Source organism: Amorphus suaedae, from assembly GCF_053629675.1.
Window position 1 is genome coordinate 1,998,395 of the sequence record NZ_JBRJIT010000001.1, and the last position, 14,433, is coordinate 2,012,827.

Sequence of the window (14,433 nt, forward strand, 5' to 3'; positions counted from 1 at the left end):
TCGACGCCAATTGATTCGAGACTAACAAGAGCGAATCAGGTGGTGACGCAGCATGGCCAATCTAGAGCGATGGCGCATCGTTAAGCAGTTCACGATCTATCAAATCGCCCTTCTCATGACCGAGCGCGATCCCGCAGACTTTGAGGATCTTTTATTCCAGGACTGGTCAAAAGAAACGCGGCACGAGGTTTTACCGATAATAAGCGCTCTTCGGCATTCGATCGAAGATGAACGTCTCCATCTCCACAAGGCAGTATATGGGGAGAGCCACGGCGATGGCATCGATTTTTACTCAAGCCTTATTGACGTCGGCCAACTTAAAGTCTGGCTAGTCATGTCAGGCGTCGCCGGCGGTTTCTTCCACGCTCCTGCGCCGCGCGAACAGGTCGAGGATAGATACAGTCCATTTTACGCGGTTAAGCTCTCCGCCGCGAATGCCGCTTGGAAGGCCGTAACCTCCGATCCCGACCGTCTGCGCGGCAAGTCGCCAAAGAAGGCGCTGGAGAATTGGCTCAAAGAGCACGCGGCTGAACTCGGCCTTGTGAACAAAGACGGCACACCGAACGCCACCGGAATCGAGGAAATTGCCAAGGTGGCGAATTGGAAGCCTTCAGGAGGCGCCCCAACCACCCCCAAAGTTGAGACGAAACACGGGGGAGGGTTTGGCCAAGCGCACCCTACGGTTACGAGCAACCGTCCCCAGGGTTATGGCGGTATCGACCTTGATGACGAGATACCGTTTTAGGGAAGCGCCGGTTATCCCGAGGTAGGCTCTATAGCTCTGGCTACGCTTGGTTTTTTCCAACGCAGCCCGCTATTTCGCTGTCAGCAAACGGCTCATCGTCCATCCATGTTCAGCAAGACACGGATGAAACCGATGACACCGAATGGGACCGAACGCCGCCCTTCCCTCATCCGCCTCGAAGCGGTGAAGGCGCGGACCTGCCTCAGCCGAAGCACGATCTACGCCTACATGCGCGAGGGACGCTTCCCCCAGCCCATCGCCCTGTCGGAACGATGCGTCGCCTGGATCGAGGCGGAGGTCGATGACTGGATCGACGAGCGCATCGCGACCGGCCGACGGGGGTGACGCCCATGCGCGGCCGGAACACTCGGCGACGGCCTTCCGCCCAACGCGTGAAGCAGGGCGTCACCTATGAGGTTGCCGAGGTGGCGAAACTCCTCGGCGTCCACCGCAACACGGTGCGACGGTGGCTGAAGGAAGGCCTGCAAGCGATCGATGACAGGCGCCCGCTCCTGATCCATGGCGCGGACCTGAAGGCCTTCCTTGCGAAGCGCCGAGAGAAGCGTCGGCAGACGTGCCGCCCCGACGAGTTCTACTGCTTCCGGTGCCGCGCACCGCGCCCGCCCTGGGGCAGGACGGCGGACCTATCCTACCGCAACGAAAAGATCGCCCGGCTTGCCGCTCTCTGCGCCCTCTGCGAGACCCCCATGCATCGCACGGTGCGGTGCGCCGACATTCCGGCACTCGCCCTCCTGATCGACCTGCACACGCTGGGTTCGGAACGAATGAATGACTGTTCCGAACCCAACGCAAACCGTGCTTTCCAGGAGGCATGAACCGATGACCAAAGTGAACCCGTCCAATGAGCGCCTGAAACGGGACTACATCCGCTACCTGCGGGAAGCCAAGGGCAAGAGCGAAGCCACCCTCGACGCGGTGCGCAAGGCGCTCGCGCGGTATGAGGCGTACACCGGCCGCAAGGACTTCAAGACCTTCCGGCGCGAACAGGCGATCGGCTTCAAGGAGCGGTTGGCCGGAACGGAAGGCGTCCGCACCGGCGAGACGTTGAGCGCTTCGACACAGGCAACGACCCTCACGACCTTGAAGGACTTCTTCATCTGGCTCGCCTGGCAGCCTGGCTTCAAGTCCCGGATTCATCGGGCCGACATCGACTATCTCACACCTTCGAACAGGGACGCCGCGCGCGCAAAGGCGCCCAAGCTGCGGGACTTCCCAAGCCTCGAACAGGTCCGCGCCGCGATCGCCGCCGTGCCGACCGAGAGCGTTCTGGACCGCAGGAATAGGGCCCTGCTCGCTTTCATGCTCCTGACCGGCATCCGCGACCGCGCGCTGGTGTCGCTGTCGCTCGGCCATGTGGATACGGCGCGCACGCCCCCGCTGGTTCGGCAGGACCCCGACACCGTCGAGACCAAGTTCGCCAAGGCCATCGCCACCTTCTTCTTTCCCGTGGGTGACGACCTCGCCGCCATCGCCATCGACTGGATTGAGGAACTGCGGACAGTCCACCTCTTTGGGCCGACGGATCCAATCTTTCCGCGAACCCGCATGGGCCTTGCCGAGAACGGCGCGTTCGAACCGGTTGGCATCGAGCGGGAGCATTGGAGCAATGCCTCACCGGTACGGGAGATATTCCGGAAGGCATTTACCCGCGCGAACCTTCCCTATTTCCCGCCGCACTCGTTCCGGCACACGCTCGGCCATCTGGCACAAACCATGTGCCGAACACCGGAGGAGCTGAAGGCCTGGAGCCAGAACCTCGGCCACGACAACATTTCCACCACGCTCACCTCATACGGGCGAATCGACCCGCATCGGCAAGGCGAGGTGATCGGCGCGATGGCTGGAGAAGCACCGGAGGGCGAAGCGCTGGCGAGCGAGCTGGCGGCGTTGCTGGCCCGGCACGGCGCCCGGCGGGCCGGATGAGCACGACAGCGTTTGCGCTCTCGGCGAATTCGGGTTCAATGCCGACCAACGCGCCCTGTCGCAATCTCAGGTTTGGCGCGAGGAGTGGGCATGAACGCTGTCGAAATCGAAAAGGCCATTTCCGATCTGGCCGAGCAGCCGTTTGACGCCGAAGAGTTCCCCTATCTCTTCCTGCAGGCATTCGGAAACAAGGAAACGACCCTCAAGCGCCTTCGCAAGGGCGAGTCCAACAAATCCGACGTTGGCGGCGTCCTTCAGACCAACAACATCCATATCGCCGCCGCCGCTCCCGGTGAGGTCACGGAAACCCTTGGCCGCCTGAAGGCCAGCCCGGCGACAGCGCGGGCCAAGGCGAAGTTTATTCTGGCGACCGACGGCGACATCTTCGAGGCGGAGGATCTGGCCTCGGGCGAGACGGTCGCCTGCGCCTATGCCGACTTCCCCAACCATTTCGGCCTGTTCCTGCCGCTCGCCGGCATCACCACCGTCAAGCAGATCCGCGACAACGCCTTCGACATCCGCGCCACCCGGCGCCTGAACCAGCTCTATGTCGAGCTGCTGTCGAATAATCCCGATTGGGGCACCGATGCCCGCCGTCCGGACATGAACCACTTCATGGCCCGGCTGATCTTCTGCTTCTTCGCCGAGGACACCGACATCTTCAACGGCGAAGGCGTGTTCACCGCCACCATTGCGCAGATGAGCGCGCGGGACGCCTCCGACACGGAGCATGTGATCGGCGAAATCTTCCGCGCCATGAACACTCCGATCGCGCAGCGCGCGGCGGCGAAGCTGCGCCCCTGGGCCGATCACTTCCCGTACGTCAACGGCGGCCTCTTCTCCGGCAGCCTGGAGGTGCCGCGCTTCAGCCGCATCGCGCGCTCCTATCTGCTCCACATCGGTAATCTGGACTGGAAGCAGATCAACCCGGACATCTTCGGCTCGATGATCCAGGCGGTCGCCGACGACGAGGAGCGCGGTGCGCTCGGCATGCACTATACGAGCGTGCCGAACATCCTGAAGGTGCTGAACCCGCTCTTTCTTGACGATCTGCGCGAGACACTGGAGGCGGCCGGAGATAACGCCCGCAAGCTCCTGAACCTGCGGGGCCGGATGGCGCGCATCCGCGTGTTCGATCCGGCCTGCGGCTCCGGCAACTTTCTGGTCATTGCCTACAAGGAAATGCGGGCGATCGAGGCGGAGATCAATCGGCGCCGCAAGGAAGACGGGCGCAAGAGCGACATTCCGCTCACTAACTTCCGGGGCATCGAACTGCGCAACTTCCCAGCCGAGATCGCCCGCCTCGCTCTAATCATCGCGGAATATCAGTGCGACGTCGTTTATCGCGGCCAGAAAGAGGCGCTCCGGGATTTCCTGCCCCTCGACGCGCAGAACTGGATCACCTGCGGCAACGCGCTCCGCATCGACTGGCTCAGTATCTGCCCGCCCACGGGAACGGGCGTGAAGCACCAGGCCGATGACCTATTTCAAACGCCGCTCGATCAGGCGCAGATCGATTTCGAAAACGAAGGCGGCGAGACGTATATTTGCGGAAATCCGCCTTATCTTGGATCGACCTGGCAGACGGCCGAGCAGAAGTCAGATTTGGAGGCCATCTTCGGCCATAGAACCAAGAGCTGGAAATCGCTCGACTACGTCGCCGGCTGGTTCATGAAGGCCGCCGATTACGGCACAAAGACCAATACAACCTCCGCTTTTGTGTCCACCAACTCGATCTGTCAGGGGCAGCAGGTACCCATCCTCTGGCCACTAGTCTTTCAGACAGGTCACGAGATCGCTTTCGCGCACACGAGCTTCAAGTGGGCAAATTTAGCATCACACAATGCAGGCGTCACAGTCGCCATTATTGGGATTTCTGATCACGCAGGCGCCCTTCGATACTTATATTCTTGGAATGAGCGGCGAGAAACTGTTTTGAGAGAGGCAGCGAATATAAACGCTTATCTCGCCCCAGGCGAAAACGTCATAGTGGAGAAACAAAGCACACCAGCACCCAGCCTTCCCAAAATGGTTTTCGGGAACAAGGTTGTAGACGGCGGATATTTGCGAATGCCTCTATCAGAAGTAGATAAACTTAATCTCTCCGACCTAGATCGGAAAAGATTTATTAGACCTATCGTCGGATCTGCGGACTTCATTCGTGGAGAGCCCGTCTATTGCCTTTGGATCAACGACGATGATCTCGATGACGCACTCAAAAATGAAGGAGTTCGACAAAGAGTTTTAGAGGTTCGCTCTCTTCGCTTGAGCAGCCGCGACAAGGGCGCAAACCAGATGGCTCAAACAGCGCACCAGTTTCGTGAAATGCGAGAGGCGAAATCATGGACCATCGTCCTCCCCAGAATTACTTCTGAAAACAGGAAGCACCTTCCTGTGGGTATAGTGCGCGCCCCGACGGTTCTCACTAGTCAAAGCTTCGCGCTGCTTGATGAACCTCTGTGGGTTTTGGCATTTCTATCCTCAAAGCTCCACCTGTCTTGGATCGCTACGGTTTGTGGTCGTACGCGAACCGATTTTGCATATTCCAACACCCTTGGCTGGAACACCTTCCCCGTTCCCAGGCTGACCGAAAAGAACAAGGCCGACCTGACCCGCTGCGCCGAGGACATCCTGCTGGCGCGCGAGGCGCATTTCCCGGCAACCATCGCCGATCTCTACGATCCGAAAACGATGCCGGACGACCTGCGCGCCGCCCACGACCGCAACGACGAGGTGCTGGAGCGCATCTATATCGGCCGCCGCTTCCGCAACGATACCGAGCGGCTGGAAAAGCTGTTCGAGCTCTATACGGAGATGACGGCGGCGAAGGGCGCGGCATGAGCGAAGCGCTCATCGGGCTGATTGGCGTCGTCGTCGGAAGCGTGATCGCAATTTCGAAGGACGTATGGACATCCTGGCTCCAACGCCGCCGTGAAGGGTCCTATTCGGCAATCCGCCTGATCTGCATCCTGGAAGACTATGCCAGTGACTGCCTTGACGTCGTCTATGATGATGGCACGGCGCAGGGACGCCCGGCAGGATGCACTGAACACGGCGAGGAGTACCACGAAGAGCAAGTCTCGACGCCTCAGCCGCCCGCGTTTCCGGATGACATCGCATGGCGTAGCCTGCCTGAGGAGCTGATGCACCGCACGCTCGCCCTGCCGAACAAGGCAAAAAGCACGGACAGGCACATTTCCGCCTGCAGCGAACATGCAGATCCGCCGGACTATGATGATTTCTTCAAACCACGCAGAGAAGGCTATGCCCGGCTAGGCTTGGACGCTCTGGAGCTTGCGAACGACCTCCGTCGCAACTTCGGGATATCAGCGAAGAGCCACACCCCGCTTAACAGCGACTGGGACCCCATCTGGTATCTTGAAAAGAAAATCTCCGCCTTCGAAAACGGCGACTATTGAGACGTTTCTCCGTGCCGCCTATCAGGCCCCGATCCCTGCAAAAGAGAAAAACGTCGGTCAACGGGCCTTTTCCATTGGCCATGCGGGAACAGGATCATGACCATGCGGCTGGACTATCTGTTTGAGCCATACACGCGGATGACCGCCGCAGACCGAGCCAAGAACGACGGGGGGAGCCTTGGAAGCCAGAAGCAAATCCATTGAACAGTGGTTTTCGATGATCGAGCAGGGGCAGATCGTACTGCCCCGCTTTCAGCGGCATGAGGCCTGGAAGCACGCCCAGATCGTCGGTCTTTTCGAGAACATCCTGCGCAAGCCGCCGTTGCCGGTCGGCGTGCTCCTCATCCTGGAAATCGGCAACGATGAACCTTTTCTTTCGCGACCGATCGTCGGCGCCCCGGCCCCGAGCGGGCGGCCAAACATGCATCTTCTAGATGGCCAGCAACGCATGACCGCGCTCTGGCGCGGCCTGACAGACAACTATGATGATCTGACCCTTCTTGCCGCTCTCGATATGACCGCCGAACCCGAAGAAGGCGCCGATGAGGGTGCCCCGCAGCCTGACCTGCCCTTAATCGAGCGGGTCAAGCGGTGGGATCGCAAGGGCGTGCGTCAGCCGGTCTGGGTAGACAATCCGCCTGATACTTACGAGCGCGGCCGGATCCCTCTCAGCTGTTTCCGACCTGGCCGTGGAGGCGAGAAGAAGTTGGAGGAATGGCTCAGCGCCGTTCGCTCGGGAGGACATGAACTGTCTTTCACCCAGCTAAGCCGGATCCACGAACTGCGCCAGCGAGTCGCCAGCTACATGGTGCCTTTCCTTTCCCTTGGCGTGGAGACCAGCCGGGAGACGGCCCTCGATGTCTTCATCAAGATGAACACGTCGGCGTCACCGCTGAAGGACTTCGACATCGTCGTGGCGCAGTTGGAAGAGGCAGCCGGGCAATCGTTGCACGAGAAGGTGGCCGAGCTCTTCGAGGAGGTCCCTGCAGCGAAGGAGTTCGGGCGGATCGAAGACATCCTTCTCTCTGTTGCCGCGCTGATCGATGGCAGGCCACCGCTCAAGAAGACGTATCTGGAAAAGGACTTCGGCGGAACCTTCGCCAAAAACTGGCCACGGATCATGAATGGCTTTCGACGCGGCCTCACATTTCTGCGCGAAGAAGCGATCTTCAATGACAAGTGCGTTCCAACCGACGTGGCGGTCTACCTGCTGTGCGCCCTGTGGGCGGATATCCGTGAAGACGGATTCGATGATGAGGGATATGCGCGATCGATGCTGCGCAAGGTCCTCTGGCGCTGCTGCTTCACCGACCGTTACGGAAAAACGTCGGCCACCCGCTCCTTCATGGACTATCGCACCATCAAGGAACTGCTTCAGGATCGCTCATCACAGGTGAAGTGCGAACTTTTCGACGAAGAGCTCTACAGGCTTCCCGAACCGGAAGAGCTGAAGCTCGCCGGCTGGCCGGGACGGAGGGACCGATTGCCTCGCGCAATTCTCGCCACATCGCTCCGTGCCGGGGGGCACGATTTCGCCAACGGCGCAAAGGCCAGCCCCGAGAGCGTCACGCGACGCGAGTTCCACCACATCTATCCAGTCCACGCGCTGGGCGGAGACCGCGACGATGATCGGGTCAGCTGCGCCTTGAACTGCGCGCTGATCAGCTGGGCAACGAACCGCAAGATCGCGGCCAGCTCCCCGAAGCAATATATCGAGGAACGGGCACGTGCAGCGAGCCTTGGCGAATCCGAGGTTCGCCATCGCCTTGCCAGCCATCTGATCCCCTATGAAGCGCTCGTCAGTGGCGACTACGAAGCGTTCCTGGACGCCCGGGCGAAAGTGATCGCGCAGCACATGAGAACGCTCTGCGACGGCTCCATCCCGACCGTGAACCTTCAGCCATGAAACAGACCCCCACTGTCTCCGTTTCCTACTCCGGAACCGGAGCCTCAACGAGGGCGAATGAGCTGGGCATGCGGCCCATGCAGGTGGCTGCCTACGAAAAGCGGGGCGAGCAGTACCTGCTCATCAAGTCACCGCCGGCTTCCGGCAAGAGCCGCGCGCTCATGTTCATCGCGCTGGACAAGCTCGCCAACCAGGGGTGCAGGCAGGCAATCATCGTGGTGCCCGAAAAGTCCATCGGCGCGAGCTTCCACGACGAGCCCTTGTCCCGGCACGGCTTCTGGGCCGACTGGACCGTCGCGCCCAAATGGAACCTCTGCAACGCCCCTGGCGCGGACAACGGCGGCAAGGTCAATTCGGTCGAGGCGTTTCTGAAGAGCGACGACAAGGTGCTCGTCTGCACTCACGCCACCTTCCGCTTCGCCGTGGACCGGCTTGGGGCGGAAGCCTTCGACGACCGGCTGATCGCCGTAGACGAGTTCCATCACGTCTCGGCCAACCCGGACAACAAGCTTGGCCTGCATCTTGGAGCGCTCCTCGCTCGCGACCGCGTGCACATCGTCGCCATGACGGGCTCCTATTTCAGGGGCGATGCCGATGCCGTGCTTGCGCCCGAAGACGAGTTAAAGTTCGACGAAGTCACCTATACCTACTACGAGCAGCTCAACGGCTATGAGTACCTAAAGCAGCTCGACATCGGCTATTTCTTCTATGCTGGCTCCTACGCCGACGACATCCTTAAGGTGCTCAATCCTTCCGAGAAAACCATTGTCCATATTCCGAGCGTCAACTCGCGCGAGAGCACCAAGGACAAGATCCGGGAAGTCGAGCACATCATTGAGGAGTTGGGAGACTGGCAGGGCTCCGATCCGGCGACCGGCTTCCAGCTTGTTCGCACGGCTGACGGCCGCATCCTTCGCATCGCCGATCTGGTCGACGACGACCCGGCCAAGCGCGAGCGCGTGTCTGCCGCGCTGAAGGACCCCAGCCAGAAGAACAACCGCGACCACGTGGACATCATCATCGCACTGGGCATGGCGAAGGAAGGCTTCGACTGGATCTGGTGCGAACACGCGCTGACGGTGGGCTATCGGTCGAGCCTGACCGAGATCGTTCAGATCATCGGCCGCGCCACCCGCGACGCGCCCGGCAAGCTGCGCGCCCGGTTCACCAACCTGATCGCCGAGCCGGATGCCTCGGAAGAAACCGTTACCGAGGCCGTCAACGACACGCTCAAAGCCATCGCCGCCAGCCTGCTTATGGAGCAGGTGCTCGCGCCGCGCTTCGAGTTCAAACCCAAGAACCCGGCCAGCGGCCCGGTGGACGGCTTCGACTATGGCGAGGGCGGTTATGATCCGAACAAAACGAATGTCGGCTTCAACGATAAATCCGGCGAATTCCAGATCGAGATCAAGGGCCTTGTCGAGCCGAAGAGCGAAGAAGCGCAGCGCATCTGCCGACAAGATCTGAACGAGGTCATTGCCAGCTTCGTGCAGGACAAGACCACGATCGAGCGCGGCTTGTTCGATGCCGATCTGGTGCCGGAAGATCTGACCCAGCTCCGCATGGGCAAGATCATCAAGGATAAATACCCCGAGCTGAATCAGGAGGATCAGGAGGCCGTACGTCAGCACGCCGTCGCGGCGCTCAACCTGACGCAAAAGGCGAAGGCACTGCTCAATCCGGGTGGAGAAGCGTCCAGCACGGGGAACACGGCTTTGATCGACGGGATCCGAAAGATCCTGATGGACGTCCGCGAACTGGACATCGACCTGATCGACCGCATCAATCCATTCGGCGAAGCCTATGCCATTCTTTCCAAGGCGATGACCGAGGAGAGCCTTAAACAGGTCGCGGCCGTGATTGGGGCCAAGCGCGTCAACCTCACCATCGAGGAGGCGCGGGAGCTTGCCAAGCGAGCCCTGAGATTCAAGCAGGAGCGCGGCCGGCTGCCTTCGATCACGTCGCCGGACGCCTGGGAAAAGCGCATGGCCGAGGGCGTGGCTTTCCTTCAACGCATGCAGTCGGAGGCGGCGCGTGGCTAAGGGCTTCACCGACGAAGACGACGCCCTGCTGGCTGAACTCGGTGTCGAGACCGAGGCTAAGAAGGCGTCCAGCCGGACGCCGCGCGAAGAGCGGATCATCGCCGGCTTCGAGGAGATCCAGCGTTTCGTCGAAGAGCACGGGCGCGCGCCACAGCATGGTGAGGATCGAGACATCTTCGAGCGCATCTATGCCGTTAGGCTCGACCGGTTGCGGGACCAGGCTGACTGCCGCGCGGTTATCGAACCGCTCGACCATCAAGGGCTTCTGGCCGGCGGGCCTCCCATAGCGGGAGAAGTATCCGACGAACTCGACGATGACGAACTTCTGGCGCAGCTCGGCGTGGGCGATACCGCCCCCGGCGACATCACCGAACTTCGTCATGTCCGATCGTCTGCAGACAAGCGCGCCGCCGAGGAAATCGCCAACCGCGAACGCTGTGAGGACTTCGACCGGTTCAAGCCCCTCTTCGTCGCCGTGCAAAACGGCCTCGACAGCGGCGAGCGCATCACTCAGCCCATTCGCAAGGACGCGGGTTTCCTGAAAACCAGCATCACGGCTGGAGAGTTTTTCATCCTTGGGGGCCAGACCGCTTACGTCGCCGAAGTCGGTGCTCCCTTCAAAGCGCCGAATGGCGAGAGCGATGCCCGGCTGCGCGTCATCTATTCCAACGGAACGGAAAGCAACCTGTTGCTCCGCTCCCTGCAACGCGCCCTCTACAAGGACGAGACCAGCCGTCGCGTGTCGGAACCGAATGCCGGGCCACTATTCTCCGGCGAGAGCCAGCCGGACGACCTTGCCAGTGGCACTATCTACGTCCTGCGCAGCACATCGGATAACCCTGTCGTCGCCGCCAATCGTGGCCTTGTTCACAAGATCGGTGTCACTGGTGGTGACATCAAACGACGCATTGCCAACGCGAAGCTCGATCCGACCTTCCTCCTTGCCGATGTCGAGGTCGTCGCCACCTACAAGCTGTTCAACATCAACCGAACCCGGCTGGAAAACCTGATCCATCGGGTTTTCGGCCCGGCCCGCCTCGACATCGAGATCAAGGATCGTTTCGGCCAGCCTGTCGTCCCGCGTGAATGGTTTCTTGTGCCCTATTTCGTAATCGACGAGGCGATTGAGAAGATCAGGGACGGCAGCATTGAGAATTTTGTTTACGATCCGTCTCTCGCGAAACTGCGCAAGATCGGTCCCTCCGCCTAGAAAATTGAGCCAGCGCCTACGCCCTAACGACGAGCCAGTGGGGGTATGGTTGGGGGTATCGATCCAAGCTGAGTTTATTTTAACGATTAATATCAATCTATTAATCGTATCGGCCGAGTCCTCTCCTGGCACCATTTCCCTGTCTCAGACAGTCCGAAATGAACCAAGAAGCCCGGATTTCCGGGCTTTTTTGTTATCTGCAGTCCAGCGTGGTCCGGGGGCGTCTGTTGGCGTCCACTTCGCTTGTTGGTATTTTTGTTGGTAGCTGGCCCCAATAAGGGCTCGGACCCGCACAGGGAAACCAACAGAGGCGAACCATCGCTTCGGCCCGCCAGAGATCATGAATGCCGATCAAGGCTCGCAGCCCACGTCCTTCGCCTGGACCGACCGGCCGAAGCGGGTCGGAACCCGGATCTCCATGGACGGCAAGGGACGCTGCCTCGACAACGTCTTCATCGAGCAGCCTTGCCGGTCGATGAAGTATGAATGCGTCTCCCTGCGCGCATGGAAGACCGGGTCGCAGGCCAAGGCAGGCATCGGTCGTTGGATCGCCTTCTACAACCACCAGCGGCCTCACGCCTCCCATGGCGGAGAGCCGCCCACCATGGTCCACTTCAGCAGCATCGAAGCCGATCAACAGGCGTGGAGAGCAGCCACGACCACCCGCAAATCTGTTCAAGGACCGGGCCCGCTCAGAACAACATGAAAGTCTGCGATCTTTGTGCGCGCTGGTCCGCCATTGCCCCTGACAACACCCTGGTCATCTGCCCGCCCGCACGCTCCTCAACGCGGTATCCGAGCCGTGATGCGGGCAAGTAGCGCAGCCAACTCCGACTGACGCGTAAGGTCCAGCTTTCGAGTTATCGAGGCAAGTTGATTTCGAGCAGTGGCATAGGTAATGGCGGATCGTTCGGCTGCCTCTTTTACCGAGACACCATCGTGCAGCAGCATAGCAAGTCGTGCCTCGGCACCGGAGAGTCCCATTCCCTTGACTAACAATTCGCGAGGCGCGGGATCGACATCGTCCGGATCGAGAATATAGACCAAATAGGCGGGAAACCCTTGAATAAATGGCCTGACAAGCGGGTTGAAACCCTCATATCCCGCGACAGGCACAAAATACAGAATCAATCTAGACCGCCCCTCTCGCAACACCCGTACCGGCCCGACTGCGAGAAGGTCACTCATCACGCGGGCGGAAGCGACACGAAGACAATCGTCCGTTGCTTTATCCCGAGAGATGATTACCCCTTCGGACGAGAGAGAGAGTGCGTCGTTCTTACCGAAGAACGTCTCCGCCCTGATGTTTTGGGCGATAAGTCTATGTGCATCGTCGAAAACAGCGACGGGGGTCCCTATCTGCTCGATAAGCAGACCGGCCTGATCGTGCGCAGTACGCCTCATAATTTCGCGGGCAATCTGAAAAGACCGCTGGACGTGGGGACGAATGCGCTCCATTGCCCCTTTCAGCTCAATGCGGTCGGCCTCACTGTAGCCAGCTGGAACTGTCGCACTGAAGCCAAAAAATGACCTCTGGTCCTCGATGACCGTGAAGGCGTAGGCCGTGTCCAACTCGTCCTTCGGCCTCAGGACAATATCGTAATACTCGCTTTTTCTGACCTCATCCTGGGAGATATACTCTAAAGAACTGAAAAATCGCCGGCCAAACTTCTTCACATCCCCCTCGCTCAGGAACGGATTGAGATGTGAGAGTTGGGCAGCCTCCTGAATCTCCTCGAAGCTTAAATTCCAATAGACACTGGATAGTGAGAAGACGTGATCCCTCCAGCCTTCGACGTGCAACAAGGTACGAATGCCCGGAAAGGGCGCAGAGAAAGCATCCAACGCCGACCGATAAGCTGTCGGATCAGCGTGTCCCTGGTATAACTTTTGAATAGTCTCAATCTCAGACGGCCGCATAGACCCCCAACCATAACTAATTCGTATTTAGTTTTATTGATTTAGTACAATAACCACAAATAAATCTTCGAATCGGCATGTCTCCAACTATTTAGATTATCTATTACACTGTAATTAGATTACTATTTGATATCCGTGATAAGTAACTGTCAGGCCGCAAACGACGTTCTAACATTTTGTATTATTTTATTATATTGTTATCATGAAATATTACTGAATTCTTTGCTTAATACGTCGAGGGAGAACACAGAAGCTGAAGCATTTTTGGCAAAAGTATTCGTCTTGGTCTTGGCCCCAACGAACCGCCTCTCTCCTCGGCGTTTACTGACACTCCACTGGAAGGCCGACCGTCGCCCCTGCCGAAGACCGACGCAGCGTCGCGTGTGAGATCGAGCACTGGCTCCCCCTTGCCTTGGATCGCTTCTCATTTGTCGTGCTGCCTGTCCGAGCCCCCATCGACAGGCTACGCGGCGATGAACGCCGCAAATCGGCCGGTCTAGCGGACCTTGCCGTAGACGTCGGTGAAGCCCGACAGCGACATCGGTACGGTGAGTTGCTGGTTGTTGAGGTTCTCAAGGATGATGTTCAGCTTCAGGCCCTTGAACATCGCGGCCAGCGTCGCGCTGGAGATCGGATTGCGCACGTAGCAGCCCTGCTGGTCGCAGGTGCGGAATTCCAGCTTCTCGGCGTTGCGCCCGTCGATGTCGATGCGCACGCCCGCCGGCAGGAACAGCTGCAGCGGAGTGCGGATGGTGATCACCGGCTGGCGCGAGTCGCCCGGCACCGCGATGGTCACCAGAAGCAGCAGCTGCCCGGTTTCCGTCACCACCGCCCGCTGCTCGATCTGGCAGTTGGGCGGCGCGTCGCGGCTGGGCGCGATGCATTGCGCAGACCACGGCGCCTCCGGCGCAGTGCTCGGTTTGGCCGTCGCCCCGGCCGGGGGCTGTCCCTGTCCCTGGGCACGCGCCTGCCCGCCCGTCGCCAGCGCAGCAAGCATCAGCACGAATGCTGCGGCGAGCCCGCCGGAAAGCCCCCGCAAGCGTCCCTCGCCACCGCCTTTCCGCGTGCTGTGCATCGTCGAGCCCATACTCCGTTCCCTCGCTTCGCGTTGGTCCAGTCCGCTGCCGAACCCCGGAAAGTGTCGGGCGATTGCTCGATTCTGATCGCCCCCCGAGTGGGTCTTGCCCTGCCAAAGCTGGCGTCCGAGGCAGCCTCGGCGCCCGAAATGGGTAGCCCGCGCTTGGACG

Annotated in this window: 12 protein-coding genes; 10 read left to right on the forward strand and 2 right to left on the reverse strand. The window is 59.9% G+C overall.

The genetic code is table 11. The features are described 5' to 3' along the window. The first annotated feature begins 52 nt into the window (after positions 1 to 52). The 10 genes from AB7M35_RS09040 (at position 53) to AB7M35_RS09085 (ending at position 11,972) form a co-directional block, all read left to right on the forward strand. Positions 53 to 745 (forward strand): hypothetical protein, encoded by a 693-nt coding sequence (locus AB7M35_RS09040; protein WP_453959021.1) that lies wholly within the window; start codon positions 53 to 55, stop codon positions 743 to 745. Between the two features lie 132 nt (positions 746 to 877). Further along, positions 878 to 1,090: a helix-turn-helix transcriptional regulator gene (locus tag AB7M35_RS09045; protein WP_453959023.1), complete on the forward strand. Its 213-nt coding sequence runs from the start codon at positions 878 to 880 to the stop codon at positions 1,088 to 1,090. Positions 1,091 to 1,137: 47 nt separating this feature from the next. After that, the gene (locus tag AB7M35_RS09050; RefSeq protein WP_453959025.1) at positions 1,138 to 1,581 is read left to right on the forward strand and encodes a helix-turn-helix domain-containing protein; all 444 of its coding nucleotides are present in this window, start codon (positions 1,138 to 1,140) and stop codon (positions 1,579 to 1,581) included. A 4-nt stretch (positions 1,582 to 1,585) separates the two neighbouring features. Next, on the forward strand, positions 1,586 to 2,689 hold the full coding sequence (locus AB7M35_RS09055) for a tyrosine-type recombinase/integrase (RefSeq protein ID WP_453959027.1): 1,104 nt from the start codon (positions 1,586 to 1,588) through the stop codon (positions 2,687 to 2,689). 90 nt (positions 2,690 to 2,779) lie between these two features. Continuing rightward, positions 2,780 to 5,530, forward strand: a complete 2,751-nt coding sequence (locus AB7M35_RS09060) for a class I SAM-dependent DNA methyltransferase (RefSeq protein ID WP_453959028.1) — start codon at positions 2,780 to 2,782, stop codon at positions 5,528 to 5,530. After that, a complete protein-coding gene (locus tag AB7M35_RS09065) occupies positions 5,527 to 6,108 on the forward strand; it encodes a hypothetical protein (protein ID WP_453959031.1) in 582 nt (193 codons plus the stop codon). Before AB7M35_RS09060 ends, AB7M35_RS09065 begins: the two co-directional genes overlap by 4 nt. A gap of 178 nt (positions 6,109 to 6,286) precedes the next feature. Next, positions 6,287 to 8,014, forward strand: a complete 1,728-nt coding sequence (locus AB7M35_RS09070) for a GmrSD restriction endonuclease domain-containing protein (RefSeq protein ID WP_453959032.1) — start codon at positions 6,287 to 6,289, stop codon at positions 8,012 to 8,014. Further along, positions 8,011 to 10,056 (forward strand): DEAD/DEAH box helicase, encoded by a 2,046-nt coding sequence (locus AB7M35_RS09075; RefSeq protein WP_453959034.1) that lies wholly within the window; start codon positions 8,011 to 8,013, stop codon positions 10,054 to 10,056. The genes AB7M35_RS09070 and AB7M35_RS09075 overlap by 4 nt, the downstream gene beginning before the upstream one ends. Beyond that, on the forward strand, positions 10,049 to 11,266 hold the full coding sequence (locus tag AB7M35_RS09080) for a GIY-YIG nuclease family protein (RefSeq protein ID WP_453959035.1): 1,218 nt from the start codon (positions 10,049 to 10,051) through the stop codon (positions 11,264 to 11,266). Before AB7M35_RS09075 ends, AB7M35_RS09080 begins: the two co-directional genes overlap by 8 nt. 340 nt (positions 11,267 to 11,606) lie before the next feature. Continuing rightward, on the forward strand, positions 11,607 to 11,972 hold the full coding sequence (locus AB7M35_RS09085; protein ID WP_453959037.1) for a transposase: 366 nt from the start codon (positions 11,607 to 11,609) through the stop codon (positions 11,970 to 11,972). Between the two features lie 77 nt (positions 11,973 to 12,049). Here the strand turns inward: AB7M35_RS09085 and AB7M35_RS09090 are convergent, their stop codons facing one another. Continuing rightward, positions 12,050 to 13,186: a helix-turn-helix transcriptional regulator gene (locus tag AB7M35_RS09090; RefSeq protein WP_453959039.1), complete on the reverse strand. Its 1,137-nt coding sequence runs from the start codon at positions 13,184 to 13,186 to the stop codon at positions 12,050 to 12,052. Between the two features lie 496 nt (positions 13,187 to 13,682). Beyond that, the gene (locus AB7M35_RS09095; protein WP_453959041.1) at positions 13,683 to 14,225 is read right to left on the reverse strand and encodes an invasion associated locus B family protein; all 543 of its coding nucleotides are present in this window, start codon (positions 14,223 to 14,225) and stop codon (positions 13,683 to 13,685) included. Positions 14,226 to 14,433: the final 208 nt, after the last annotated feature.